This is a genomic window from Brevibacterium sp. CT2-23B (genome assembly GCF_013168765.1).
GTDB classification, from domain to species: Bacteria; Actinomycetota; Actinomycetes; order Actinomycetales; family Brevibacteriaceae; genus Brevibacterium; species Brevibacterium sediminis.
The window spans coordinates 124,115-149,145 of the sequence record NZ_JABBYK010000008.1 but is presented as its reverse complement, the minus strand read 5'-3'; the positions used below and the strand labels follow the sequence as shown (position 1 = coordinate 149,145).

The following is a 25,031-nucleotide window of genomic DNA, read 5'->3' as shown; positions in this document are numbered from 1 at the left end:
GCCTCGTTGCCGCATCGACATCCCCGCCAATGCGGGGTGCTAGCGTCCTGAGTATGAGCACGTTACCCACAGACACATCGCTGACAAGCGCCCAGGCCCCGATCGCCGTCGTCGCCGGGGCATCGGGGTTCATCGGCGGAGAGCTGCTCGATGCGCTCAGCGCTTGGGGGTACGCGACGCGGACGATCGGCCGCTCCCCTGACTCCGCCGACGCCACCTGGGACCGTCCCGACCGAATCGCCGAACTCATCGACGGTGCCGACCTGCTTATCAACCTCGCCGGCCGGAGCGTCGGATGTCGGTACACGGATGCCAATCGACAGGTGATCTGGGATTCCCGCGTCGATACGACACGCGTTCTCAATACTGCGGTGGCAGCCGCCTCGGTGCCGCCGCGTCTGTGGATCAATTCGAGCACGGCCACCATCTACCGTCACTCGATGGATCGACCGCAGACCGAGGACGACGGCGACATCGGCGAAGGGTTCTCGGTCGACATCGCCAAGGCCTGGGAGAAGGAGTTCTTTGCCGGAGATCTGCCCGCGACCAGACGAGTCGCGCTGCGGATGGCGATCGTGCTCGGTGACGGAGCGGCGTTGAACATGTTGGCCACCGCGGCCAGATTCGGCGCGGGAGGAGCCCAGCATGAAGGGCGCTGGTTCCCGCACCGGCGCTATCGCGGGATCGGCCCGGCGGCTTCCGGGCCGACGGTCTGGCGAGGACACCCGCCCACTCACGGACGACAGCGGTTCAGCTGGGTCCATATCGACGACGTGCTCCGGGCAATCCGGTTCATCGACGAACACGACGAACTCAGTGGCCCGATCAACGTCTCGAACCCACAGGTCGCGGACAATCGCTCCATGATGAAAGCGCTGCGCAAGGCAGTGCGTATGCCCGTGGGGATTCCTGCACCCAGGTGGCTGCTCGAGATCGGGATGGTCGTCCTGCGTCAGGAGTCAGAACTCGTGCTCAAGAGTCGGTGGGTGCTGCCGGAACGACTCGAAGCGGCCGGGTTCGACTTCAGGTGGACCGACATCGAGGCGGCGGCAAAGCACCTGCTGCGCTGAAGAGTCGGGTACGGCACTCCCCCACCTCGGGGGAACGCCGCCCCCACCTCCGGGGAACGGCAGGATCGCACGCTCAGCCGACAGCCGCCTCGGCGGGGATTCCCTGCTCGACGCAGTCGGCGCAATAGGGCTGCAGACCCTTGTCCGTGCAATCGGCGCACCGCAGGTACTGTCTGCGGCACTCGAGGTTCGCACAGTTGACGAACTCCGGCGTCTTCCTGTCGCAGGACACGCAATGCCCGATGGATTCGACGTTGTCACCGAACTCGACGTGCATGCGCTTGTCGAAGACGTACAGCGAACCGTCCCAGTAGCCGGAGCTGCCGAAGGTCTCGCCGTAGCGGACTATGCCGCCGTCGAGCTGGTAGACCTCTTCGAACCCGCGGTTCTTCATGAGCACGGACAGGACCTCGCAGCGGATTCCGCCGGTGCAGTAGGTGACGACGGGTTTGTCTTTGAGGTCGTCGTATTTGCCGGATTCGATCTCGGCGATGAAGTCACGCGTGGTGTCGGTGTCGGGAACGATCGCGTCCCGGAACTTCCCGATCTGCGCCTCCATCGCATTGCGGCCGTCGAAGAAGACGACCTCCTCGCCGCGTTCGTCGAGGAGTTTGTGCAGGGCTCCCGGTTTGAGGTGCTGGCCGCCGCCTTGGACTCCGTCTTCGGTCACCGTGATCTCATCAGGAGTGCCGAAGGTGACGAGTTCGTCGCGGACCTTCACGCTCAGCCGCGGGAAGTCATCGCCTTGACCGTTCGACCATTTGATGTCCGCACCTTTGAAAGGCGCGTACGACTTCGTTGCCCGCACGTACTGCTTCACCTCGAAGATGTCCCCGCCGACAGTGGCGTTGATCCCGTCCTTCGACACGATGATCCGCCCCTTGAGCCCGAGGCTCTCGGCCAAGGTGTGCTGCCACAGCTTGACCGCTTCGGGGTCGGGCAGCGGGGTGAAGACGTAGAACAGGACGATCTTGGGAGTTGCCATGGCTCCCATTCTAAGTGGGGTGCGACAGTCCGATTCCCAGCGGGGAACGGTCCCTACCCGCGCCGAGGTGGTCCGCCCGTGGACGCGCTTCGCCCCCGCGGTGAGGACACGGCTAAGATTGGCCGTGAGTGCCGTGTCGTATGAAAGGGCCCCGAAGAGGACATGACGTCTAACCTCAGCTCTGCGGATTCCACGCAGGTCGATTCCCCGCAGAATGCATCGAAGAAGGTCAAGGAGACGGTCGAGTTCGCAGCGGCGAACCCCGACGTCGAGCAGCCTTTCGCCGATCTCGGTCTCACGGCCGACGAATACGAGAAGATCAAGGCGATCCTCGGACGTCGCCCCACCTCGGCGGAATTGGCCATGTATTCGGTGATGTGGTCCGAGCACTGCTCGTACAAGTCCTCGAAGGTCCACCTGTCGAAGTTCGGCGACAAGGTCACCGAGGACATGAAGAAGCACCTGCTCGTGGGCATCGGCGAGAACGCCGGCGTCGTCGACATCGGGAACGGCTGGGCGGTGACCTTCAAGGTCGAATCGCACAACCACCCCAGCTACGTCGAACCCCACCAGGGTGCGGCCACCGGAGTCGGCGGCATCGTCCGCGACATCATCTCCATGGGTGCGCGCCCGGTCGCTGTGATGGATCAGCTGCGGTTCGGAGCCATCGACCATCCGGACACCGCCCGTGTCGTCCACGGCGTGGTCGCCGGCATCAGCAACTACGGCAATTCCCTGGGCCTGCCGAACATCGGCGGCGAGACCGTCTTCGATTCCGTCTATCAGGGAAATCCGCTGGTCAACGCCCTGGCTGTGGGTGTCATGCGACATGAGGACATCCGTCTGGCCAACGCGTCGGGACTGGGCAACAAGGTCGTGCTCTTCGGTGCGCGCACCGGTGGCGACGGCATCGGCGGTGCTTCGATCCTCGCTTCCGAGTCCTTCGACGATTCGAAGCCCTCGAAGCGCCCCGCCGTGCAGGTCGGCGACCCGTTCGCCGAGAAGGTGCTCATCGAATGCTGCCTCGAGCTCTTCCACGCCGGTGTCGTCGAGGGCATTCAGGACCTCGGCGCTGCGGGCATCTCCTGTGCGACCTCGGAACTGGCCTCCAACGGCGACGGCGGAATGCACATCGCGCTCGACGATGTGCTGCTGCGCGATGAGACCCTCACCCCTGAGGAGATCCTCATGTCGGAGTCGCAGGAGCGGATGATGGCCGTCGTCCGTCCCGACCGCCTCGACGAATTCTTGCGCATCGTCGGCAAATGGGAGGTCGAGACCTCCGTGCTCGGCGAGGTCACTGACTCCGATCGTCTCGTCATCGAATGGCACGGCGACGTCATCGTCGATGTGCCCCCGCGCTCGGTCGCCCACGACGGACCCGTGTACAACCGTCCGTTCACCGAACCGTCATGGACCGCCGAGGTGGCTGCGAACACCGTTGAGGCCGCTGGTCTGGCGAAGCCCCAGTCCGATGATGAGCTGCGGTCGACGATGCTCGAGCTCGCGGGGTCGCCGAACCTCGCCTCGAAGTCGTGGATCACCTCGCAGTACGACAAATACGTCCAGGGCAATACCGCACTGGCCTACCCGGATGATGCCGGTGTCGTCCGCGTCGACGAGGAGTCCGGTCTCGGCGTGGCCATCGCCACCGATGCCAACGGCCGCTACAGCTTCCTCGACCCGGCGCGCGGTGCCCAGCTGGCTCTGGCCGAGGCCTACCGCAATGTCTCGACCTCCGGTGCCATTCCGCGTGCGGTCACCGACTGCCTGAACTTCGGATCCCCCGAGGATCCGGAGATCATGTGGCAGTTCGCGCAGGCTGTCGAAGGCCTCGCCGGCGCCTGCCAGGACATGGGAATCCCGGTCACCGGCGGCAACGTGTCCCTGTACAACCAGACCGGCGGAGTGGCCATCCACCCGACTCCGGTCGTCGGTGTGCTCGGTGTCTTCGATGACGTCACCCGCGCCACTCCGAGCGGCTGGCAGGAGCCGGGCCAGACCATCTATCTGCTCGGCACCACCGAGGCGGAGCTCGACGGTTCGGCGTGGGCAGACGTCACGGCGGGCCACCTCGGCGGTGTTCCTCCGCAGTACAAGCCGGCGGCGGAGAAGGAACTCGGCGAGATCCTCATCAACTGCTCGCGCGACGGCATGATCGATGCCGCGCACGATCTGTCCGAGGGTGGACTGTCGCAGGCACTCGTCGAATCGTCGCTGCGCTATGGCACCGGCGCCCGGATCTGGCTCGACGAGGTCTGCGAGCGTGACGGCATTGACGTGTTCACCGCACTGTTCTCCGAATCGGCGGCGCGCGCGATCGTCGCCGTGCCGCGGTCGGAAGAGGTCCGCTTCAAGGACATGTGCACGGCACGGCGGTTCCCGTTCGTGCGCATCGGCATGACCGATGCCGGTGACGGAGCTCCTGCGCTCGAGGTCGTCGACCACTTCTCGATCGGACTCGACGAACTCGGTCAGGCCCACGAGGGTACGCTGGCTGATCGCTTCGGCGGCAGCGTCGCGGCGGTGACCGAAACCGCGGTCTGAGCCACGACCGGCGAAGACTAACGCAGAGACGGCCTCTCGGCCTCGACATGACCAGCTGCGGTTGGTCCTCTCGAGGCCGAGGGGCCGTTTCGCTGTCGCGCTGAGTCCGGACTGCCCGGCCAGGTGTGACGGTCACGAAGGTGGGTCGGTAGGTTCCTCATCTTCGCGATTGCTGCGGCGCAACCGATCGCGCAGCGGTCCGACTATGCCCCAGGCGAGAGCGGTGAAGACGGCGACGATCGTCCAATAGATCAGCCAGAAGGAATCAGCCAAGCCCGCGATCGCGATTCCGATGGACAGCAGTGCGGTGGTGATCGCCGCGGCGGTCAGGCAGCGCAACCAGTATCCGAGACTGGTTCGAGTCGGTACGGCAGGCAGTGCAGCTTCGCTGAGATCCGTATGGCGACGGGCGAATCGGCGGTCGACGCGGGCGATGGCCTCCGGGCCGAAGACGACGGAGAAGCCGACGTAGAACGCGGCCATTCCGTGGCTGAAGTCCGATGCCGCTCCCCGGTGCAGATCTATGTATGTCAGGACGATGATGACGATGTCGATGAGCGGGGTGGATACGAGGAGAACCGTCGAAACCGTTCTCCAGTGCAGCAGATACCTCGCGCATACTCCGGCGAGCAGAAAGATCCAGAACAGTACTTCACCGGCGATGATGAACAACAGCATCGAGCGACACACCCACTTGGATCGATGACATGTTTTTCTCGCTCGACTGTACCAAAATAGAGTTCGAGGAGGAACAGGGTGCCGAAATTCGTGGACCATGATCAGCGCCGCGCCGACATCGGTTGGGCCGTGGCACGGCTCATCGCGGCCGAGGGGATCCAGGCCGTGTCGGTTCGCGCCGTCGCCGCCGAATCGGGGTATCAGCCCTCGACACTTCGGCACTATTTCCCTCTGGCAGACGGGATGACAGCGCATGCTCTGGTCCTCATCAGTCGACGGCAGCAGCAACGACTGTCGGCGAAGAGTTGGCCGGAGGACCCACGTCTGGCAATTCGTGAAGCTTGGTGCGAAGCTCTGCCACTCGATGATGATCGCCGTCTCGAGGCACACGTCTGGCTCGCCTCAAGCATCACTGCGCGATCGGATTCGGCGCGACAGGCGCTGGGGTCGATCAACGAAGGACTCGACAGGCTATGCGCCAACACCATCGAGGTCTATACCGGACGGGTCGACGATGCCTCCGCCCGTACAGCTCTTCGTGCCTTCACCGACGGACTCGCTCTGAACGGAATCGTCGATCCCGAACGCTTCACCCCGTCCGTCGTCGAATCGAGCCTCGATCGCTATCTCGACCGGCTGCAGCGACCGGATCAGTAAGCAGGCTGTGCTGGCGCCGGGGCCGTCCCACCGTTGGCATGGGCGAGCAGGCGGAAGAGTCCGAGGCTCGCAAAGATGAGCACGAGCCACACGGCTTGAACGAGGACTCCGGCCATGACGCCGGTCGTGGCGTTTTCGGCCAGTGGTTCGGCAACCGTCATATTGAGCACGGCAAGGATCGCGCCGATGACGACTGAGATGACGAGGATCCACCACCGACGATTGCGGGCGATGTTCCACCCGCAGAATACCGCGGCCAGGAAGAACGCGTTGAGCACGCCTTGGATGATGTTCATGGTGAGCAGTGAGCTTCCGTCTTCCGTCCCGACCGAAGTGAGAAGGATTCCTGTCAGGGGCGTGAGAATCAGCAGGGCTGCGCATCCGAGGAGGAAGATTCCGGCACCGATGAGTTTCCGCGCCCAGCTGGTGTTCTTCACGAGCAGGATCGCTGCAGTGCCGAGGACCAGCCGCAGACATGCACAGAGGACCGATCCGACGCTGAAGAGCACGACTGATGCGGTCGCCTCCCCCGACGTCGCCATCGGGGCGAACACCAACGACGGCAGCACCCCGATGATGAGGGCCGCCCAGAACAGACTGCGTGCAAGCCAGCCCGGATTCCGCGAAACCGACACCATCGTCGCAGCCCGGCTCAGGCCGAGTCCCTGGCTCCACTGCTGACCGGTGCCTGACCGCCCGGCTGGATCCTGACCATAATGGCTGTAGCTCATGCCCCCAGCATATGAGCCAACTCCACTTGTGATTGAGCAGGGCGGACACTTTCTCAGTACTGGACTGAGCTGACAGCACTGCACCGCCGGCCCACCAGCCCATTCCGTCCACGTGTCCCAAGATGACGACAACCACACATGCGCCACTGCGAATGTGATTGCCTAAGAGTGAATGCTGCGGCGCGACTGCCGCAGTCGCACTGCACGATCGAACCGAGACAGAGGAGTCACCCATGGCAACGATTCGCACATCCCACGCGGGATCCTTACCCCGCACTCCCGAACTCATCGAGGCCAACAAGGTCAAGCAGGCGCAGAACACCGCCCGCCTGGCTGGCGAGTCCGTGTCGCAGGAACAGGAGCAGGAATTCGACGAACTCCTCGCCGCCAGCGTCACCGACCTCGTCAAGCGCCAGAAGAACCTGGGCATCTCACTGCCCAACGACGGCGAGTACGGTCATGCCATGGCCGCCGACTTCGACTACGGCGCATGGTGGCACTACTCGTTCGCCCGCACTGGCGGGCTCGAGCTCGACGATGTCGACAAGTGGGATGCACCGGCCGTGCGTTCCGAGCCCGGTAAGACGGTTCTCACCAGCTTCGGTGACCGCCGCGATCGCAATCTGTTCCCCAACGTCTACTCCGATGCCGACGCCGGCACCGACACCGGCCAGCAACCGCAGTTCCCGAAGGCCACCGGCCCGATCAGCTACATCGGTCAGGACCAGGTCAACCGCGACGTCGCGAACCTCAAGGCCGGACTGGCCTCCGCCGGCTATGACGAGCGTGCCGGGTACATCAATGCGCTCTCCCCCGGTTCGGCCTCTCGCATCGCCAACGAGTACTACTCAAGCGATGAGGAGTTCATCTGGGCGTGGGCCGATGTGCTGCGGGAGGAATACCTCGCCATCACCGAGGCGGGTCTGACCGTCCAGATCGACGATCCGTCCCTCGCGGAGAACTTCGACCAGATCAACCCGGAACCGTCCTTCGATGACTACCGCGCGTTCATCCAGGTCCGCATCGATGCACTCAACCATGCGCTGCGCGGAATCGACCCGGCGCAGGTGCGCGTGCACACCTGTTGGGGCTCGTGGCACGGACCGCACGTCACCGACCTGCCGTTCGTCGAGATCGTCGACCAGGTGCTTTCGATCAACGCCGCCGGCATCACTTTCGAAGCCGCGAACGTCCGCCACGAACACGAATGGCGGATCTGGGAAGAGAAGAAGCTGCCCGAGGGCAAGTACATCATTCCCGGAATCGTCTCTCACTCGACCAACGTCATCGAGCATCCCGAGCTCGTCGCCGAACGCATCGGCCGGTTCGCCAAGCTCGTCGGACCCGAGAACGTCGTCGCCTCCACCGACTGCGGGCTGGGCGGCCGGGTCCACCCGGACATCGCCGTCGCGAAGCTGCAGTCCCTGACCGAAGGTGCGGAGATCGCCTCGAAGCGCTTCTGACCCCGTGCTGCGGAAACAGCAGTAACAGCAGAAACACCGGTCCCCTCCGTTCGGCATGTGAGCCGACCGGAGGGGACTTTGTTGCAACGCATCTTGATAGAGTGATTCGATGGCTTCGACGTCTTCCCCTCGTTCAAACCGATGGGCCGCGACCGCGGCAGGGGCCCTGCTGGCGATTCTGGTGGTCACGATCCTGTGGTTCACGGTCTATGCTCCAGAAACCGTGCCGAGCCATATCGGAATCGACGGAACCATCGACGGCAGATCCTCAAAGAGCAGCGTGCTCTTCATCGTCGTTCCCCTCTCCCTGCTGATCTCCGGCGGGCTCCTCCTCACCCCGCTGCACGAAGCAATTCCCCTGCGCGCATGGCCTGCACCGTTCGTCTTCAACGGCGCGTTTTGGATCGCCGAGGGAAGATCAGACTTCCTTCGGAAGCAGTTGATCGAGTATCTGCAGATTCTGTCCGGACTCAGCAGTGCCGTCTTCAGCTCCACTTTGTGGATGTCCTGGCTCGAATCCACCGGGAGGCCCGTGCCGTCACCGATTCCGCCGATCGTCTTCGCGTCATTGGCGGCTCTACTGGGCGCGGCGACTGTCCGCCACTATCTCAGGCTTCGCCCGTCGGAGTGGTCCCCAGACGAGTCGACGGAATCAGACTAGAGCGACCAAACGCAGATCACCGGGCACCCTACGCCCCGCCGCCGAGCTCCTCGTCGAAGCAGTCGCTCAAGGTCGGGTGGGCGAACTGGTATCCGGTTTCCTGCAGCTTCTCCGGCACCACTCGCTGGTCCGCCAGAGCCAGCTCCTTCGCCCCATCACGGCCGAGCATGATCTCCGTGATGAAACCGGGCGTCGGGATCCACGCGGGCCTGCGCAGGTGAGCGGCGAGCGCCTCAGCGAATTCCGCCTGCGTGACAAGCTCCGGCGCAACAGCGTTGACCGGTCCGCGCACATAGTCATAGAGGACCGCGTGCACATATGACCGCGCCACATCGTCAAGCGAGATCCATGCCAGGGCCTGCTCCCCGCTGCCCAATCGACCGCCGGCACCGGCGAGGAACAGCGGCGCCTGCAGTCTGAGCAGACCGCCCAAGGAGCTGAGCACGACTCCGGTTCGGATCGACACACGTCTGATCCCGGCGTCCTCGACACCGGCCGCTGTCTCTTCCCACTTCTGGCATACCTCGGCGAGGAATCCATCGCCGGCCGGTCCGGTTTCGTCGACTGGTTCATCCGCCTTCGACCCGTAATAGCCGACCGCGGAGGCGCAGACGAAAACCGACGGACGTTTCGCCTCGGGCAGGCCGCGCATCGTTTCGACGAGCAGCCTCGTCGAGTCGATGCGAGATGACCAGATCTCGTCCTTCGCATGCTTGGTGAACCGTGTGGCGATGGATCGCCCACCGAGATGGACCACCGCATCCGCCCACGCGAGGTCGCGTGGATTGAGGATTCCCAGGTCCGGATTCCAGTGCACCTCGTAGGGGAACTTCGGGGTTTCGCGCACAAGCAGTCGCACGAAGTGTCCCGCGGTGGAGAACAGGGCGGCGACCTGGCGTCCGATCATTCCGCTGCCGCCGGCAATGAGGATGTGTTTGCCCTTCTTCCGCCTCAGCAGGGGCGCATTCGTGGATTCGAGGAAGTCGATATCCATGAGCATCCGCTTGCGGCGGGCGTCGAAGGTGGCCTCGAGGTAGTGGGTGAGGCCCCGGTCGATGACGTCGAAGCCCTGCGGGGCCATGGAGAATTCGATGTGGTCGTCGATCTTCGTCCCGCCGGCGACCGAAGTGAACTCGTGCGTGTGCTTCCACTGGCTCAGCGGTCCCTTCTTCAGCTCATCGACGAAGGAGAACCGCGACGGACCCTCCGAATGCACCGAGCTGAACGGCCGCCGCACAAGTCCGTAAGTACCGGGAACGCTCGTCTTCACCTGAGCCACCGAGCCCGGCGCGATCGGAGGATAACTCTCCTCGACGATCTCCTGCGCCCAGTGGGGTGAGAGGCGGGTCAGCGCTCCCGGCCGAGCATGCCAGTCGAATGTGGTCTCCGCACCGAGCGGAACTTCAGATGTCGACTCAAAGATGGTCATGGCATCCCTCCTACCTCGAATGATGCCACCGGTTTCTGAGAATGTGACCCGCAACTCACCTAAGTCCAAGTGAATTGTTCTCGCCGAGGCGGCTCACCCTCCCAGCCCACCTGCTGTGGCCGCCCGGCAGGGGTCCGAAACCTGCTTCCGCGGGTCCGAAGTGTGGGCGCAGTGATCTCGATCAGTGCGCCCACACTTCGAACCCGCGGGTGCAGCGCGACCGGCCGCGAGGACAACACGGTGCGCTGCAGCTGCCTGCCGAATGTCAGTCGACCGCTGGGATCTTGCCGAAGCGGAACGCCGACCAGAAGTCACCGCGCACATATCCGTGGGACGGTTCCGGGTCGAAGTCCCAGTGGCGGACTCGACCGACCTTGAGCGCGTCGGCGACGAGTTGGCGGCTGCGCTGAGAAGCAAGCACATGCTCCTCGAGGTGCTCGAGGTTGTACCGGGATTCGAGTTCTGCACGCATCGACTCATGCCCCTGGGAGTAGGCCGGATCCTCGGCGCGGTTGACCAGCTCGTCGGGATCCGCCGCCAGGTCGAAGAGCAGCTCCGGATCTCCAGGGCACACCGTGAGCTTGAGATCGCCGCGCACCAGCGTGACCTGCGGCCGGTATGTGCCCTCGGCGAAGTACTCGATGACGACGTCGCGGTCCTCGGGTTCGAGCTCGCCGGCCGCTTCCCGCCTGGCAGATTCGAGTATCGAGATTCCGGTCAGTCCTTCATCGATCGCCGAGGCGGTCCCTGCACCTGCATCCCCCGTGCCCTCTGGTTCCGGGGCCCCGAACGAACCCTGGACACCCTCGGACGAGGCCGAAACCTGCGCGATCTCGAGCAGGGTCGGCGCGAGGTCGACGAGACTGACCGGGGTCGCATACCGGCCCGGGGCGATCACCTCGGCGGGTCCGTTGATGATGAGCGGAACCCGGGACGACTGCTCATAGGGCGACATCTTGAACCACAGCCCCTTCTCCCCCAACATGTCACCGTGGTCGCTCGTGACGATGATGATCGTGTTGTCCGCGAGGTCGAGTTCTTCGAGCTTGCGCCGGATCGCTCCGACGTGGTCGTCGATATAGTTCACCGCCGCATAGTAGGCACGACGAGCCCGCCGCACGTCCTCGATTCCAGGCTCGCGTTCGTCGAAGCCGCACATCGTGCGCAGACGGTGGCTGTGCGGGTCCACGGCCGGATCGGGGACCTCGGGGTGGGCCGGGTCCGGGATGGCCACCTCGGCGAATCGGTCCCAGTTGGCCTTCGGCGGCTCGTACGGGTCGTGGGGGTGGATGAACGAGGTGACCATGAGGAATGGCTGATCGCACCCGGCGGCCTGGTTCGCGCGCTTGCGGTCGTTGAGGTGGCGCAGGGTTCTGAAGATCACCTCGTCGTCGAAGTCCTGTTGGACGTTCGCGGTCGCCGCACCGGCGGTGAACACGGGGTCCGCCTCGTGGTACCACTGCAGCTTCTGCTCCAGGGGACGGTTCCAGTCGGGCACCATATCGAGATCGGCCGGGTACACGTCCGTGGTCAGGCGCTCTTCGAAACCGTGGTGCTGATCAGGGCCGATGAAGTGCATCCGCCCGATCAGCGCCGTGTGGTAGCCGAGCTTGCGCAGACGGTGGGCGAACGTCGGCACGGAGGCCGCGAAGTCGTCGCCGTTGTCCAGGCAGTCGATCTCCGAGGGCATCCGCCCGGTCATCATCGACGCCCGCGACGGCGAGCACAGCGGAGTATTGCAGTACGCACGGTCGAAGACGGCTCCGTCGGCAGCCAAGGCATCCATATTCGGCGTCAGCGCGGCCGCATCGCCATAGGCACCCAGAGCCTGGGCAGCCATCTGGTCGGCTTGGATGACGACGATGTTCGGGGTGGTCATGAATGGTCCTCTCTGCGGTCGGGGCCGGAGTCGGCTTCGGGATCGGTCACTGAATCCGGGTCGGATTCCATCGCCGAGGCGGTCCCGGAGTCCGCGTCGGTCGTTGCGGCGGCGTCCGCCTCGGCGGCGGTGGACTCCTCAGCCGCTGCGGAATCCTCGGTGGCTGTGGAATCGTCGTTCGGGGTCCAGCCATCGGCCCATTCGCCGGTTTCGTAGTCGAAACCGACGGGTTCGCCGTTCTCGTCCGTGCGCTGGTACCAGTCGGTGTAGTCCCCGTGCTCGGAGTCGATTCCGCCGTTCGCACCGTCACCGGGTTCGGTGGGCACGACCTGGAGGGCGAAGTCGTCACCGTAGGCATCGGCACCGGCGACCACGGCGTTGTCGACCGCGTTGAGCGCGTACTGACGGCGCAGGGCCAGCGGATCCGTGCGCAGCTCCTTGAACCAGGCGACGATGATGAAGAGCATGACGAGAGCGAACGGCACCGCGGTGACGATGACGAGCTGTTGGAGTCCCTCGAGTGCGCTGGCGTCGCCGAGGAGGAGCATCACCACGGCGATTCCGGACATCACCAGACCCCAGAACACGACGACCCACTTCTTCGGCTCCTGATCACCGCGGCTGGTGAGCATGCCCATGACCACCGAGGCGGAGTCCGCTGAGGTGATGAAGAAGATCGCCAGGACGATGATGACGACGAACGGCAGCCATTCGACATAGGGCAGGTTGTCGATGAGGGTGAAGAACACCTCGGGGGCCTCCATGCTGTCGGTGAACCCCGACGCTCCGGACCGGTACATCCAGATCGAGGTTCCGCCCATGATTCCGTAGGCGACGAAAAGCAGCGTCGAGGGGATGAAGATCGTGCCGAGGATGAACTGGCGGATCGAACGGCCGCGGGAGATGCGGGCGATGAAGGTGCCGACGAACGGCGACCAGGAGATCCACCACGCCCAGTAGTAGACGGTCCACAGGGACTGGAATTCCTGGGTCTCGGCGCCCCACGACAGGGACCGACCCATCATGTCGAACATCGACCCGAGGTATTCCATGAACGCCGAGGGCAGCAGGTTGAGCAGGTAGAGCGTGGGCCCGAGGAACAGCACGAGCGCAACGATGCCGACGGTCAGCACGATGTTGATCGAGGACAGGTAGCGGATTCCGCGCGAGACGCCGGAGACCGCGGAGATGATGAAGCCGAGGGTGAGGACGAGGATGATGACGACGAGCATATTGTTCGTCATCGGCCCCGCACCGGAGACGATGCTGACTCCGGTGCCGATCTGCATGGCCGCGATGCCCAGGGCTGCGGCCGTACCGAAGAGAGTGGCGACGATCGCGAAGATATCGACGAGCTTTCCGGCGAATCCCTCCGTCTGTCGCTTGCCGAACAGAGTCTGGAAGATCGAAGACAGCAGCAGCGAACGACCGCGACGATAGGCGGCATAGGCGATGGCACCGCCGACGAGGGCGTACATCGCCCACGCATGGAAGCCCCAGTGGAAGTAGGTCTGGGCCATCGCCCCGTGGAGCGCCTCGGTCGTCTCCGGATCGTTCGTCAGCGGCGGCGGTGAGATGAAGTAGGTCAGCGGCTCGGAGGGTCCGAAGAAGAGGACGCCGATGCCGATGCCCGCCGCGAAGAGCATGGCGACCCAGGAGAAGGTGGAGAACTCGGAGGTCTCCCCGTCCTTGCCCAAGGGGATCTTGCCGTAGGGAGAGAACGCGAGGATGAGCAGTGAGACGAGGATGATGATCGCGACGAGGTTGAACAGCCACCCGACGTTGAGCGTCGCCCAGTCATACGCCGACTGAGCGACACTGGCGACGCTGGCAGGGCTGGAGATGCCCCAGATGACGAAGGCGACGGTGAGGCCGCCGGCGATCGCGAAGATGATCGTGTCCAGCGAGTACTTGCGTCGCTGTTCGTCGATGGCGATTCCGGGCACGAGGATCGGGTGGGTGTCGTGCGGGTAGTGGCCGTGCGTATCTTCGAGATCGGCCTTCACGGGACCGCGCGGTCGACGGTAGTCGAACTGGCCGAGGTTGCGTCCGGTTTCGCGACCCACGCGTTTGGCGTCGTCCCTCATCCGACGGGCGTCAGCCATGATCCTCTCGCGCGATGCTCGGCGGGCCGCCTCGGTGGAGGTGTCGGCGTTCAGATCCGGGCCCGGATCGTGTTCGTCGGTACGGGTGGAGTCATCTGTCATGTGTCGGTTCACACTCTTTCGATAGTTGCGGAAGACTGCCGAAATCGATCGGTGCCGTGTACGGAGACGAACGCATCATGGCCCGATGGCATGAACGCACATCGGGTACGAGTGGGAAATCAGTTGATGCGACCGGTAGGCGGCCGACGATCGGGCAGGTGGTCTGCGGATCGGCGATCAGTGACTAGGGCTCCCCGCCCCACCAGCCGACGGCCACGGGTTCCCAGGAATCATTGGCGAAGCCGCAGCTCGGGCGCTCTCGATTCGGGGTCGACCATCCCCAGCGGTGGAGGTCGTCGAATCGAAGAGGGGTCATAACTTCGGACGATAACAGCTTCCTTGCGGCTTCACAATAAATTCCCAGCAAAGACCGGGTCAGCCGATTTCGACGAGAATGACGCCGACGGTGATGAAGCCGATCCCGATGAGCGCCTTCCGCGTCAACGGGTCCTTCCAGATCACGCGGGAGAGCAGGCAGACCAGGGCGACTCCGCAGGCCGCCCACAGACCGTAGGCGACGCCGAGCGGCATCCCCTCGGCGAGGGTGCGGCTGAGAAAGAAGAAGGCCGCGGTGTAGCTGATCGCCACGGGGATGAACCAGATCTTGCGCTGCAGTCCGGCGCTTGCGCGCAGGCACAGGGTACCGGCGACTTCGCTGAGTATCGACAGGGCCAACCACATCCAACTCATTCGGTCACCTCCGCATCGACGGTCTCGGATTCCTCGGGAGTGCCGGATTCGACGAGGATGACCCCGATGATGATGAGGGCGATGCCGATGATGGCGCCGATGCTCAGGAGCTCACCGAAGAACACGACTCCGAGCACGGCGACGAGGGCGACTCCGCTGGCCGACCAGGTGGCGTAGACGGCTCCGAGCGGCATGCCCAGCCGCTGGGTGAGCCCGAGGATGAAGAAGGCTGTGGCGTAGAGGACGACGACTCCGGGGATCCACCTCGGATCGGCAACCGAGGCGCGCAGCATCAGGGTGGCGGCCACCTCGGCGAGGATGGCCATGACGAGCAGCAGCAGACGTTTCGCATTCATTTGCTCACCTCCGGTTCGGTGTTGTCGGACGTGTTCTCAGCGTCGTCGCCGGTGGTCTGAGCGGCGTCGATGAGCGCGAGGGCGTGCTCCCGCACGGCGGCGAGATCCTCGGAGGGAAAGACACCCGTCGCCTCTGACATCCACGCGCCGTCGGCGCAGAATCGAGCCGCTGTCAGCAGAGATACCGCACGATCATCGAGCCCGGTGGTGTCGAACCACGGACCGAGGTGCCCACTCCATGCCCGCGACAGCTTCGGGTGGTAGAGCGCATCGGAGAAGATCCAATAGTCGGCGCGAGAGACCTCGGCGGTGGTGGCCACGGCGACATAGGCACGGTGCCGCTCGAAGCTCGACAGCTCCTGACTCGGGCGCCCGGTGTGCTCGCGCAGTCGCCGTGCCCAGTCTTCTGCGGCGTGGTCGACGAGCCCGAGCATGAGCGCTTCCTTGGACGGGAAGTGATACATCAGGCCAGGCTTCGTCAGACCCGCCTGCTGTGCGACCGACTCCAGCGAGATCGTCACCCCCTGCACCGAATCATGCGATTCGGCCAGAGCCTTCGCCGCCTTGAGAATCCGCATCCGTCCATCATTCGCCATGCCTCGACTTTACCAACCGGTTGGTAAAGTACGCCAGTGCGGAAGAGAGGGCGGTCCGCACCCTGTCGGTGCGAACCGCCCTCTCATCCGGTCTGCAGACTGTCGGCCTGCCTGCGGGCGTTCGCCTGGCTTCCGGCGAAGTCTCGGTTCAGTTCAGCAGCGCCCGGTCGCCCAGGGTCGCTCCCTTGAGTTTCGAGAATTCGCCGAGCAGCGTCTCGACGGTCAGATCCTTCTTCTCCTCGGCCGAGGCCTGGTAGATGATCCGTCCCTCGTGCATCATGATCAGCCGGTTGCCCAGCGCGATGGCCTGCTCCATATTGTGGGTGACCATGAGCGTGGTCAGCCCGTCGGCTTCGACGATCTTCTTCGTCAGAGCTGACACCAGGGCCGCGCGCTGCGGGTCGAGGGCGGCGGTGTGCTCGTCGAGCAGCAGGATCCGCGGCTGGGTGAATCCGGCCATGAGCAGGCTGAGCGCCTGCCGCTGACCGCCGGAGAGCAGCCCGACCTTCGTCTTCAGCCGGTTCTCCAGGCCGAGTTCGAGAGTGGCGAGCTCCTCCTTGAAGTGCTCGCGTCGCTCCGAGGTCGTCCCCCGCCCCAGCCCACGCGGCTTTCCGCGTCTGAGCGCGAGCGAGAGGTTCTGCTCGATCGTGAGGTCCGGAGCGGTGCCGGCCATCGGATCCTGGAAGACGCGGCCCAGGTATCTCGCCCGTTTGTACTCGGGCATCCGCGACACCTCGGCGCCGTCGATGGTGATCGAACCGGAGTCGATGGGCAGACGGCCGGAGATGGTGTTGAGCAGTGTCGATTTTCCGGCTCCGTTGGAGCCGATGACGGTGACGAAGTCGGATTCGTCGAGTTCGAGCGAGAGTCCTTGCAGCGCCTTGCGTTCGTTGACGGTGCCCGGGAAGAAGGTCTTGGAGATGTTGTCGATCTTGAGCATGGGTCTCAGATCTCCTTCCCGGTTCGGGCGCCGGTCGCGCCGGCGGGGATGTCGGCGATCTCTGCGGGGTCCTTCATATCGGTCGTTCCGGCCGGCACCGAGGCGGTCGCGCGGTTTCCGCGTCCGCGCAGTGAGGGGATCCGTTTGAGGAAGCCCCATCTGGGCAGCAGCAGTGCGATGACGACGAGGAGCGCGGTCGTCAGCTTCATATCGTTCGTATCCAGGCCCGCGCGCAGGGCGAGGAAGATGATCAGCCGGTAGACGACCGACCCGAGGAGCGCGCCGAGGCTGGCCATGAAGATGTTGCGGCTGCCGAAGACTGCCTGACCGAGGATCACCGAGGCGAGTCCGACGAGGATGAGGCCGATGCCCATGCTGATGTCGGAGAACCCCTGGTACTGGGCGACGAGGGCACCGCAGAGTGCGACGAAGCCGTTCGACAGTGCCAGGGTGAGCATCGTCGAGTTGTCGGTGTTGACGCCGAGGCTGCGGATCATCTCTTTGTTGTTGCCGGTGGCCTGGATGGCCAGCCCGAGATCGGTGGTGAGGAACCAGTCGATGGCGAACTTGAGGATGAGGGCGAAGACGAGCAGGATCGCGATCGATGCCCAGGTGCCCATGAGCATGTTCTCCCGCAGCGGGGTGAACACGGTGTCTTCTCGCAGGAGCGGCAGGTTCGCCTTCCCCATGATCCGCAGGTTGATCGACCACAGGCCGATCATGGTGAGGATTCCGGCGAGCAGTCCGTCGATGCCGCCCTTCGTGTGGAGCAGACCGGTGATGTAGCCGGCGATGAGTCCGGCGCCGATCGCCGCGAGGGTGGCCATGAAGGGGTTGACCCCGGCGATGATGAGGGAGGCTGCGGTGGCGCCGCCCGTGGTGAAGCTTCCGTCGACGGTGAGGTCGGGGAAGTTGAGGACCTTGAAGGTCAGATAGACCCCGAGCGCCATCGCGCCGTAGATGAGCCCGAGCTCCAATGCTCCGAACATGGGTTTCCGTTCATTTCTGGTGTGTGGTTCGTGGTGGCCCCGAGGCCGTCGGTTTCAGTGCCGACGGCCTCGGGGCCGGTGACGTCGGTGCCGCTGGGGAGTCGATGACTCCGGGCACCGGGTCACGGGGTGAGGCGGGTTCCGATCACTCGATGACCTTGTCGGCCTCGTCGACGAGCTTCTTCGGAATCTCGACGCCTTGGGCCTTGGCGGCCTTCGGGTTGACGACGAGTTCGAGGTTCGAGCTGGTCTCGACGGGCATCTCGGCGGGCTTCTTTCCGTCCTGGAGGATCTTCAGAGCCATTTCGCCGGTCTGTTCGCCGAGCTTCGTGTAGTCGATGCCGCGGGTGATCGCCGCACCGGATTCGACCTGGCCGGCTTCCGACCCGACGAGCAGAGCCTTGTTCTTCTCTGCCGCCTGGACCATGGTCGACACTGCCGAGACCACGTTGTTGTCGGTGGGCACATAGTAGGCGTCGACCTTGCCGAGCGAATCCACGGCCTGAGCGAGTTCACCCGAGTTCGCGATCGTCGCTTCCTTGATCGTCACGTCGAGGTCCTTGGCGGCCTTCTTCGCGAGATCGACCTGAACCTGCGAGTTGACCTCACCGGAGCTGTAGACGATGCCGACGGTCTTCGCATCTGGCTTGACGTCCTTGACCAGCTTGAGCTGCTCTTCGACCGGGTTGAGGTCGGAGGTGCCGGTGACGTTTCCGCCTGGCTTGTCGTTGCTGTCGACGAGGCCGGCCTCTTCGGCGTCGGTGACGGCGGTGAAGAGCACGGGCTTGTCGGTGATCGCCTGGGCTGCGGCCTGAGCGGCCGGGGTGGCGACGGCGAGCACGAGGTCGAGGTCGTCGTTGGCGAACTGCTGGGCGATCGAGGTCGCGTTGGCCTGTTCGCCCTGGGCGTTCTGTACGTCCCATTCGACGTCGACGCCGGCATCTTCGAACGACTTCTTGAAGCCTTCGGTCGCAGCGTCGAGCGCCGGGTGCTGTACGAGCTGAGAGACGCCGATGGAGTACGAATCGCCCTCGCCGCCACCGCCACCGCCTTCGCCGCCTCCGCAGGCCGAAACCGCAAGAATCGAACCGACTGCCACCATCGCTGTGGCCACTTTCCTGAGACGCATTCTTCTCCCTTTCGGAATTTCGGTCCGCCGGTGCGGATCCGTCACGAATTCTGCATTCGACACCGCCGCTCCTCGCACGCAAGGAGTAGTCACGGCAATGCAGATGAATGATGCGCCGCCGTCACTCAGACCGTTCTGAGGTCATGACGCGCATCACGTCGAATGTGATGATATCCACTGTATGGCCCGGCACTGACGCCGGGTGCCGAATCCGGGTTTTGGAGACAATCGTCCCAGTATCGTTATCTGCGGCGACAGTCGTCCCCTCAGGGCTCTATTTCGACATCCGATCGTCCCAGCACATCGAGGATCCACGCGTACTCGAACGCGATCTCCTTCCACGCGTCATAGCGCCCCGATGCTCCCCCGTGCCCGGCGACCATTTCGGTCTTGAGCAGGGCGTTCGCACCGACTTCACGGAGTCGGGCGACCCATTTCGCGGGTTCGACGTAGAGGACTCGGGTGTCGTTGAGCGAGGTCACGGCCAAGATCTGCGGGTAGGCCGCCTCGGTGACGTTTTCGTAGGGAGAGTACGAGCGCATGTACTCGTACACTTGCGGATCATGGAGCGGGTCTCCCCACTCCTCCCATTCGATGACGGTCAGCGGCAGCTCGGGCATGAGGATCGAGGTCAGGGCGTCGACGAACGGCACTTCGGCGCTGATTCCGGCGAAGAGCTCGGGTGCCATGTTCGCGATCGCGCCCATGAGCAGGCCGCCGGCCGATCCGCCGCTGGCGACGAGCCGGTCCGGGCTCGTCCACCCGGTGTCGATGAGGTGGCGGGCGACGTCGATGAAGTCGGTGAAGGTGTTCTTCTTCGCCGTCGTCTTGCCCTGGTCGTACCAGCGTCGGCCCATTTCGCCGCCGCCGCGCACATGGGCGATGGCGAAGACGACGCCGCGGTCGAGCAGGGACAGCCGGGAGACCGAGAAGTACGGGTCCATGCTCGCTTCGTAAGACCCGTATCCGTAGAGGAGCAGCGGTGCCGGCTCGACTTTCGCCGAGGCGGGGCTTCCGTTCGTCGCATCCCCGCCGTCGCCTGCCCCCTCGTTCGCCGAGGCGGGACCGCCGTAACCGTCGGATCGGTGCAGGTCCTTGCGGAAGACGACCGAGATCGGGATATCGGTGCCATCTTCGGCCTTCGCCCACAGCAGGGTTTCGGTGTAGGCGTCCAGGTCGACGGAGCCGAGAACGGGCTGACGTTTGAGAACCGTGTCAGTGCCGTCTGCAACGCTGTGGGAATAGATCACGGCGGGCGTCGACATGGAGGTGAAATGCAGTCGGATGCTCGTCTGCACGAACTCGGGGTTGTTGCCCACGTAGAGTGACCCGGTCTCCCGGCCGAAGGGCAGCTCCTGCAGCGGTCCGAACGGAGAGGAGGAATCACCCAAGCGGATGATGCCGACGCGCGCAAAGCCGCCGCGACGGTAGCTGAGCACGATGAAGTCGGCGAAGGCGTCGACGTCTTCGATGCGCAGATCGTCAAAGTCATCAAGCACCGGACGGCCCGTGGCGGTCGGATCGGCCGCTGGAACGTCGACGAGTTCGAAGTCGGCGCGATTGCGGTTGTGGGTGATGAGGAAGCGGTCCTCACCGCCGATGACGGCGTGCTCGACGTTGTATTCGACACCGTCGACGCGGGGCCAGATCTCCTGCGGTTCGGCCTCGAGGTCGTCGACGCTGATGCTCCAATATCCGGTGGTCGTCTTCGATCCGGTGACGACGAACAACATCCGGCCCGAACGTGAGAAGCCCGAGCCGACGAAGAAGCGCTCATCGGGTTCATGGAAGATGCACACGTCGTCGCTGCTGTCGGTGCCGACGACGTGGCGCCACACTTTCTCCGGTCGCCAGGCGTCGTCGACGGTGGTGTAGAAGACGAAGCGGCCGCTCGGATCGAGGGAGGCTCCTGCGAAGGTGCCGTCGACCGTGTCGGCGAGGTCGTCTCCCGTGGCCAGATCGCGAAGCCGGAGCGTATAGCGTTCGTCGCCGGTGGTGTCGACACCGTAGAGAAGCCAGCGACCGTCGTCGCTCAGCGAGAATGTACCGAGTGAGAAGAACTCCTCGCCTTCGGCGGCGACGTTTGAGTCGAAGATGACCTCTTCGCCGGACAGAGGCTCTTCGCCGACCTCCGGCGGAGTCCAATCGTCGGGACCCGAGACGGGGATTCGGACGCTGATGCCGTAGTCGAGTCCTGCTTTCGTGCGAGAGAAGTACCAGTAGCTCCCGCGCCGGTTGGGCACGGACATATCGGTTTCTTTGATGCGTGTCTTGATCTCGGTGAAGATCGAGTTCTGCAGCCCTTCGAGGTGAGCGGTCTGTGCGCTCGTCCAGGCGTTCTCTGTTTCGAGGTGGGCGATGACCTCGGGCGACTCCTTCTCACGCAACCATTCGTAGTCGTCGACGAAAGTATGGCCGTGGTGCGTGCGCTCGAACGGGACCTTCTTCGCCACCGGTGCCGATGCCGGGGTCGCGGTCGTCGAGGCTGCGGAGTCTGTGCCGGAAGTTTCGCTCATGACGTCAGCCTAGCCGCCGGCCCGGAAACCCCGGGACCCGACCGATGTATCGTCGCCGACTCATTCTGAGCAGAATGCACTCAACGCGCTCAATGAGCAGAACGCGCAGAGTGAGCACAACCTCGCAGTCGACACTCAGGAACCTCTAAGGTGAGTCTCACATCACACCTGCCTTCAAAGGAGAAGTCCGTGCCAAAGGCGCCACCTCCCGGGGATTCCGTGTCGGAATCCTCCCATCCCTCGCGACGAACCTTCGGTCGCATCGCCTACGGGGCGATCGCCTTGGCGGCGATCGGAACGGCGACGACCTACTCGGTCAGGGCCGCCTCGGCGAAGGGTGACCTGTCATCGAATCTCACCCTCATCGCTCCGGCCGGCGCCGGCGGCGGCTGGGACGGATTCGCCCGCGAGACCCAACAGGCCATGCGCGTCGACCGGCTAGCCAACAATGCCCAGGTCGTCAACATCCCGGGCGCCGGCGGCACCATCGGCCTCGGCAAATTCTCGACCATGCACGGCCAGTCGGACACGATCCTCGCCACCGGCACCGCTATGGTCGGCGGGATCGCGCTGAATAAGTCGCCGGTCGGATTCGACAACACGACTCTGCTCGCCCGCGTGGCCGAGGACTATGACGTGCTCATCGCCGCAGCGGATTCCCCGCACAATACGATCGACGATGTCATCGGCGCGTGGAAGAAGGACCCGAAGGGATTCGTGTGGACGGGCGGTTCGGCCGGCTCGGTCGACCACCTGACCATTGCGCAGCTTGCTCTGCTCGGCAAGATCCCCGCCTCCGACATCACCTACATTCCGAAGTCCGGCGGCGGTGAAGCCATCCAGACTCTGCTCTCGGGCACCACCGACTTCGCCTCGTGCGGCTTCAACGAGGTCTCCGACCAGATCGAGGCCGGACGTGTCAAAGCCATCGGCGTGGCCGCGCCCCAACGCATCGAGGGCTTCGACGACGTGCCGACCATGTCCGAACAGGGATACGAGGTCACGCTGACGAACTGGCGCGGCTGGCTCGGAGCACCGGACATCAACATTGACGACTCCGCTCAGCTTCTCGAGATCCTGCAGAAGACTCGTGACAGTGCGGCCTGGAAGGACGCCCTCGATCGGAACAAGTGGACCGATGTGTGGCAGACCGGCGAGGAGTTCGCCGAATTCGTCAAAGAAGACACCTCCCGAGTGGAGAAGCTGCTGAAGGAGTTGGGACTGTGAGCGCACAGACGACAACGCACACGGACAGGACGGGCCACCTCGGCGCGGGCACCTGGTGGCAGGGACGGTCGGGGCTCATCGTCCCCCTCATCATGGGAGCATTCTCCACCTATCTGCTCATCGGCATCCTCACTATGGACGTCGCCCCGGACGCGGACAAACCCGGTCCGCAGTTCTTCCCGACGATCATCATGCTCGTCGGATACGCGCTGACGATCCTGCTGGTCATCGCCTATATCCGCAATCCGGAACCCGTCGACGTCGACGACGAGCTGCCGGCCGCGGCCGAGGAGGACAAGGCGTTCTCGACTCCGGTGACCTCAGCTGTTGCGGCCTCGCGGCTCTCCCCTCATGAGGAAGACGAGCCGGAAGAAGACCGTCAGGCTCTCGCTGCGGCTCGCAAGGCCGATGCGAAGCACCGCACGCACAGCGACTTCGTGTCCCTGGCCTGGGGTGCGGGCGGCTTCGCGGCCTTCGCGCTCATCCTCGAATTCGCCGGGTGGATCATCGCCGCCGCTCTGCTGTTCTGGTGCGTGGCCCGGTCGATGGGTTCGAAGAAGCCGCTGTTCGATCTCACTCTGGCACTGACGTTCTCGTCCCTGGTCTACATCGCCTTCTCGGTGATGCTGGGGCTCAACCTTCCTTCGGGAATTCTGGGAGGTGGCTTCTGATATGGACGCTCTCATGTCCCTCTTCGAAGGGTTCACACACGCTCTGACGCCGATGAACCTGCTGTGGGTCCTCGTCGGCTGCTTCCTCGGCACCGCTGTCGGCGTGCTGCCGGGCCTGGGCTCATCGATGGCCGTGGCCCTGCTGCTTCCGATGACCTTTGCGCTGGACCCCACGGGTGCGTTCATCATGTTCGCCGGCGTCTACTTCGGCGGGCTCTTCGGCGACTCGACGATGGCCATCCTCATGAACACCCCTGGGCAGGCCTCGGCCATCGCCTCGACGTTCGAAGGCCACAAGATGGCCAAGGCCGGGCGGGCCCCGCAGGCTTTGGCGACGGCCGCGATCGGTGCGTTCATCGGCGGGTTCATCTCCTGCTGCCTCGTCGTCTTCGTCGCTCCCGCTCTGGCGGAGCTGTCAACAAGCTTCGGCCCGGCCGAGTTCTTCGCCCTTGCCCTGTTTGCCTTCGTCGCCACCTCCTCGGTGGTGGCCGATTCGGTGCTCAAGGGGCTCACGGCCCTGGTGCTGGGCATCGGCTTCACTGTCATCGGCATCGACTCGGTCTCGGGTACCGAGCGGTTCACCCTCGGCGTGCCCGAGCTCTTCGACGGAGTCTCCCTCGTCACGGTGACCGTGGGTGTGCTGGCGCTGGGCGAAGTGTTCTTCATCGCCTCCCGCATCCGCCGTCAGACCAAGGACAATACGATCAACGCCTCTGGTCGGCCTTTCCTCTCCCGCAAGGAAGTCCGCGAAGCTCTGCCGGCGTGGCTGCGTGGAACAGCGATCGGCCTGCCTTTCGGCGTCATTCCTGTCGGCGGTGCCGATGTTCCGACGTTCATGGCCTACGGCCTGGAGCGCAAGCTCGATTCCCGTCGGAAGGATCCGCAGTTCGGCAAGGGCGCGATCCGTGGTCTTGCCGCCCCCGAGGCGGCCGGATCGGCGACGACGGGCATCGCCATGGGTGCCCTTTTGGCTCTGGGTCTGCCGATCTCGGCGACGGCGGCGATCATGCTCGCGGCCTTCCGCCAGTACGGCATCCAGCCCGGTCCGCTGCTCTTCGACCGCTCCCCCGAGCTCGTGTGGGGTCTGCTGGCGAGCTTCTTCGTCGCGATGATCGTGCTGCTCATCATCAACCTGCCGTTCGCTCCTCTGTGGGCGAAGCTGCTGAAGATCCCGGACCCGTACCTCTACGGCGGCATCGCGGTCTTCTGCGGACTGGGCATCTATGCGACGTCCGCCTCGACCTTCGAGCTGCTCATCCTGCTGGGCATCGGAGTGCTGAGCTTCGTGCTCAAGCGCTACGGTGTGCCGCTGGCTCCGCTGATGATCGGCATGGTGCTCGGCCCCCTGGCCGAATCGAACCTGCGCGACTCTCTGCTGGCCTCCGGCGGTGATGCGTCGACTCTGGTGTCCTCGCCGATCACGATCGTCATCTACGTCGTGCTCATCGCCGCTCTTGTCTACACCGGCATCGGCCGAGTGCTGGCTCGCAAACGACAGAAGCAGACGACGTCGAAGGCATCGAACTCCGCGGAGTCGGTCAACCTCTGAACTAGCGCGGCGCCCAGCCGTCCTTCAAGGCGAAGCGCGGTTCGCCAGCCAACTATCCGCC

22 protein-coding genes are annotated in these 25,031 nt (G+C 64.4%); 8 read left to right on the top strand and 14 right to left on the bottom strand.

What is annotated here, in order from left to right; translation table 11 throughout:
- Nucleotides 1–53: 53 nt before the first annotated feature.
- Entirely contained in the window at nt 54–1,070 is a 1,017-nt protein-coding gene (locus tag HIM68_RS18120; RefSeq protein ID WP_172175064.1) for an epimerase, read from the top strand.
- 73 nt (nt 1,071–1,143) lie between these two features.
- On the opposite strand, the gene HIM68_RS18115 is transcribed toward HIM68_RS18120, so the two are convergent.
- Entirely contained in the window at nt 1,144–2,055 is a 912-nt protein-coding gene (locus HIM68_RS18115; protein ID WP_172175061.1) for a rhodanese-related sulfurtransferase, read from the bottom strand.
- Nucleotides 2,056–2,217: 162 nt separating this feature from the next.
- Here HIM68_RS18115 and purL point away from each other — a divergent pair, with 162 nt between their 5' ends.
- Nucleotides 2,218–4,602 (top strand): phosphoribosylformylglycinamidine synthase subunit PurL, encoded by a 2,385-nt coding sequence (purL, locus tag HIM68_RS18110; protein WP_172175058.1) that lies wholly within the window; start codon nt 2,218–2,220, stop codon nt 4,600–4,602.
- Between the two features lie 132 nt (nt 4,603–4,734).
- Here the strand turns inward: purL and HIM68_RS18105 are convergent, their stop codons facing one another.
- Entirely contained in the window at nt 4,735–5,280 is a 546-nt protein-coding gene (locus tag HIM68_RS18105; protein ID WP_172175055.1) for a hypothetical protein, read from the bottom strand.
- Between the two features lie 78 nt (nt 5,281–5,358).
- On the opposite strand from HIM68_RS18105, the gene HIM68_RS18100 reads away from it, so the two are divergent.
- Nucleotides 5,359–5,937, top strand: a complete 579-nt coding sequence (locus tag HIM68_RS18100) for a TetR family transcriptional regulator C-terminal domain-containing protein (RefSeq protein WP_172175052.1) — start codon at nt 5,359–5,361, stop codon at nt 5,935–5,937.
- Here HIM68_RS18100 and HIM68_RS18095 read toward each other — a convergent pair.
- On the bottom strand, nt 5,931–6,668 hold the full coding sequence (locus tag HIM68_RS18095) for a hypothetical protein (protein ID WP_172175049.1): 738 nt from the start codon (nt 6,666–6,668) through the stop codon (nt 5,931–5,933). The genes HIM68_RS18100 and HIM68_RS18095 overlap by 7 nt on opposite strands.
- A gap of 233 nt (nt 6,669–6,901) precedes the next feature.
- Here HIM68_RS18095 and HIM68_RS18090 point away from each other — a divergent pair, with 233 nt between their 5' ends.
- Complete coding sequence (locus HIM68_RS18090) at nt 6,902–8,131, top strand: cobalamin-independent methionine synthase II family protein (RefSeq protein ID WP_172175046.1); 1,230 nt, start codon at nt 6,902–6,904, stop codon at nt 8,129–8,131.
- Between the two features lie 109 nt (nt 8,132–8,240).
- Nucleotides 8,241–8,792, top strand: coding sequence for a DUF1648 domain-containing protein (locus HIM68_RS18085; protein ID WP_172175043.1), 552 nt, complete (start codon nt 8,241–8,243; stop codon nt 8,790–8,792).
- Between the two features lie 28 nt (nt 8,793–8,820).
- On the opposite strand, the gene HIM68_RS18080 is transcribed toward HIM68_RS18085, so the two are convergent.
- From HIM68_RS18080 to HIM68_RS18035, 11 genes are all read right to left on the bottom strand, one after another.
- The gene (locus HIM68_RS18080; protein ID WP_172175040.1) at nt 8,821–10,221 is read right to left on the bottom strand and encodes a TIGR01777 family oxidoreductase; all 1,401 of its coding nucleotides are present in this window, start codon (nt 10,219–10,221) and stop codon (nt 8,821–8,823) included.
- A 265-nt stretch (nt 10,222–10,486) separates the two neighbouring features.
- Complete coding sequence (gene betC / locus HIM68_RS18075; protein WP_172175037.1) at nt 10,487–12,100, bottom strand: choline-sulfatase; 1,614 nt, start codon at nt 12,098–12,100, stop codon at nt 10,487–10,489.
- Nucleotides 12,097–14,187 carry a BCCT family transporter gene (locus tag HIM68_RS18070; RefSeq protein ID WP_253904062.1) on the bottom strand — a complete coding sequence of 697 codons (2,091 nt, stop codon included), beginning with the start codon at nt 14,185–14,187 and terminating at the stop codon, nt 12,097–12,099. Before HIM68_RS18070 ends, betC begins: the two co-directional genes overlap by 4 nt.
- Nucleotides 14,188–14,491: 304 nt before the next feature.
- Nucleotides 14,492–14,623, bottom strand: coding sequence for a hypothetical protein (locus HIM68_RS19235; RefSeq protein WP_258041872.1), 132 nt, complete (start codon nt 14,621–14,623; stop codon nt 14,492–14,494).
- A 59-nt stretch (nt 14,624–14,682) separates the two neighbouring features.
- Complete coding sequence (locus tag HIM68_RS18065) at nt 14,683–14,997, bottom strand: multidrug efflux SMR transporter (RefSeq protein WP_172175034.1); 315 nt, start codon at nt 14,995–14,997, stop codon at nt 14,683–14,685.
- Nucleotides 14,994–15,353, bottom strand: a complete 360-nt coding sequence (locus HIM68_RS18060; protein WP_172175031.1) for a multidrug efflux SMR transporter — start codon at nt 15,351–15,353, stop codon at nt 14,994–14,996. Before HIM68_RS18060 ends, HIM68_RS18065 begins: the two co-directional genes overlap by 4 nt.
- On the bottom strand, nt 15,350–15,949 hold the full coding sequence (locus HIM68_RS18055) for a TetR/AcrR family transcriptional regulator (RefSeq protein ID WP_172175028.1): 600 nt from the start codon (nt 15,947–15,949) through the stop codon (nt 15,350–15,352). The genes HIM68_RS18060 and HIM68_RS18055 overlap by 4 nt, the downstream gene beginning before the upstream one ends.
- 148 nt (nt 15,950–16,097) lie before the next feature.
- Nucleotides 16,098–16,889: an ABC transporter ATP-binding protein gene (locus HIM68_RS18050; RefSeq protein ID WP_172175025.1), complete on the bottom strand. Its 792-nt coding sequence runs from the start codon at nt 16,887–16,889 to the stop codon at nt 16,098–16,100.
- 5 nt (nt 16,890–16,894) lie between these two features.
- Nucleotides 16,895–17,878 (bottom strand): ABC transporter permease, encoded by a 984-nt coding sequence (locus HIM68_RS18045; RefSeq protein ID WP_172175022.1) that lies wholly within the window; start codon nt 17,876–17,878, stop codon nt 16,895–16,897.
- 145 nt (nt 17,879–18,023) lie between these two features.
- Nucleotides 18,024–19,007 carry an ABC transporter substrate-binding protein gene (locus HIM68_RS18040; RefSeq protein WP_172175019.1) on the bottom strand — a complete coding sequence of 328 codons (984 nt, stop codon included), beginning with the start codon at nt 19,005–19,007 and terminating at the stop codon, nt 18,024–18,026.
- A gap of 266 nt (nt 19,008–19,273) precedes the next feature.
- The gene (locus HIM68_RS18035; protein WP_172175016.1) at nt 19,274–21,523 is read right to left on the bottom strand and encodes a S9 family peptidase; all 2,250 of its coding nucleotides are present in this window, start codon (nt 21,521–21,523) and stop codon (nt 19,274–19,276) included.
- Nucleotides 21,524–21,712: 189 nt separating this feature from the next.
- On the opposite strand from HIM68_RS18035, the gene HIM68_RS18030 reads away from it, so the two are divergent.
- The 3 genes from HIM68_RS18030 to HIM68_RS18020 are packed head-to-tail and all read left to right on the top strand — an operon-like array spanning nt 21,713 to nt 24,970.
- Nucleotides 21,713–22,750 (top strand): tripartite tricarboxylate transporter substrate binding protein, encoded by a 1,038-nt coding sequence (locus tag HIM68_RS18030; RefSeq protein ID WP_172175013.1) that lies wholly within the window; start codon nt 21,713–21,715, stop codon nt 22,748–22,750.
- Complete coding sequence (locus HIM68_RS18025) at nt 22,747–23,421, top strand: tripartite tricarboxylate transporter TctB family protein (protein WP_172175010.1); 675 nt, start codon at nt 22,747–22,749, stop codon at nt 23,419–23,421. The genes HIM68_RS18030 and HIM68_RS18025 overlap by 4 nt, the downstream gene beginning before the upstream one ends.
- A 1-nt stretch (nt 23,422) precedes the next feature.
- The gene (locus HIM68_RS18020) at nt 23,423–24,970 is read left to right on the top strand and encodes a tripartite tricarboxylate transporter permease (RefSeq protein ID WP_172175007.1); all 1,548 of its coding nucleotides are present in this window, start codon (nt 23,423–23,425) and stop codon (nt 24,968–24,970) included.
- The last annotated feature ends 61 nt before the right edge of the window (nt 24,971–25,031 follow it).

Bases quoted from the DNA above. Each gene is read 5' to 3' on its own strand.
- HIM68_RS18040 (WP_172175019.1), bottom strand. From the start codon at position 19,007: ATGCGTCTCAGGAAAGTGGCCACAGCGATGGTGGCAGTCGGTTCGATT.
- HIM68_RS18070 (WP_253904062.1), bottom strand. From the start codon at position 14,187: ATGAGGGACGACGCCAAACGCGTGGGTCGCGAAACCGGACGCAACCTC.
- HIM68_RS18120 (WP_172175064.1), top strand. From the start codon at position 54: ATGAGCACGTTACCCACAGACACATCGCTGACAAGCGCCCAGGCCCCG.
- HIM68_RS18080 (WP_172175040.1), bottom strand. From the start codon at position 10,221: ATGACCATCTTTGAGTCGACATCTGAAGTTCCGCTCGGTGCGGAGACC.
- HIM68_RS18045 (WP_172175022.1), bottom strand. From the start codon at position 17,878: ATGTTCGGAGCATTGGAGCTCGGGCTCATCTACGGCGCGATGGCGCTC.
- HIM68_RS18035 (WP_172175016.1), bottom strand. From the start codon at position 21,523: ATGAGCGAAACTTCCGGCACAGACTCCGCAGCCTCGACGACCGCGACC.
- betC (WP_172175037.1), bottom strand. From the start codon at position 12,100: ATGACCACCCCGAACATCGTCGTCATCCAAGCCGACCAGATGGCTGCC.
- HIM68_RS18060 (WP_172175031.1), bottom strand. From the start codon at position 15,353: ATGAATGCGAAACGTCTGCTGCTGCTCGTCATGGCCATCCTCGCCGAG.
- HIM68_RS18065 (WP_172175034.1), bottom strand. From the start codon at position 14,997: ATGAGTTGGATGTGGTTGGCCCTGTCGATACTCAGCGAAGTCGCCGGT.
- purL (WP_172175058.1), top strand. From the start codon at position 2,218: ATGACGTCTAACCTCAGCTCTGCGGATTCCACGCAGGTCGATTCCCCG.
- HIM68_RS19235 (WP_258041872.1), bottom strand. From the start codon at position 14,623: ATGACCCCTCTTCGATTCGACGACCTCCACCGCTGGGGATGGTCGACC.
- HIM68_RS18020 (WP_172175007.1), top strand. From the start codon at position 23,423: ATGGACGCTCTCATGTCCCTCTTCGAAGGGTTCACACACGCTCTGACG.
- HIM68_RS18090 (WP_172175046.1), top strand. From the start codon at position 6,902: ATGGCAACGATTCGCACATCCCACGCGGGATCCTTACCCCGCACTCCC.
- HIM68_RS18050 (WP_172175025.1), bottom strand. From the start codon at position 16,889: ATGCTCAAGATCGACAACATCTCCAAGACCTTCTTCCCGGGCACCGTC.
- HIM68_RS18115 (WP_172175061.1), bottom strand. From the start codon at position 2,055: ATGGCAACTCCCAAGATCGTCCTGTTCTACGTCTTCACCCCGCTGCCC.
- HIM68_RS18055 (WP_172175028.1), bottom strand. From the start codon at position 15,949: ATGGCGAATGATGGACGGATGCGGATTCTCAAGGCGGCGAAGGCTCTG.
- HIM68_RS18085 (WP_172175043.1), top strand. From the start codon at position 8,241: ATGGCTTCGACGTCTTCCCCTCGTTCAAACCGATGGGCCGCGACCGCG.
- HIM68_RS18105 (WP_172175055.1), bottom strand. From the start codon at position 5,280: ATGCTGTTGTTCATCATCGCCGGTGAAGTACTGTTCTGGATCTTTCTG.
- HIM68_RS18095 (WP_172175049.1), bottom strand. From the start codon at position 6,668: ATGAGCTACAGCCATTATGGTCAGGATCCAGCCGGGCGGTCAGGCACC.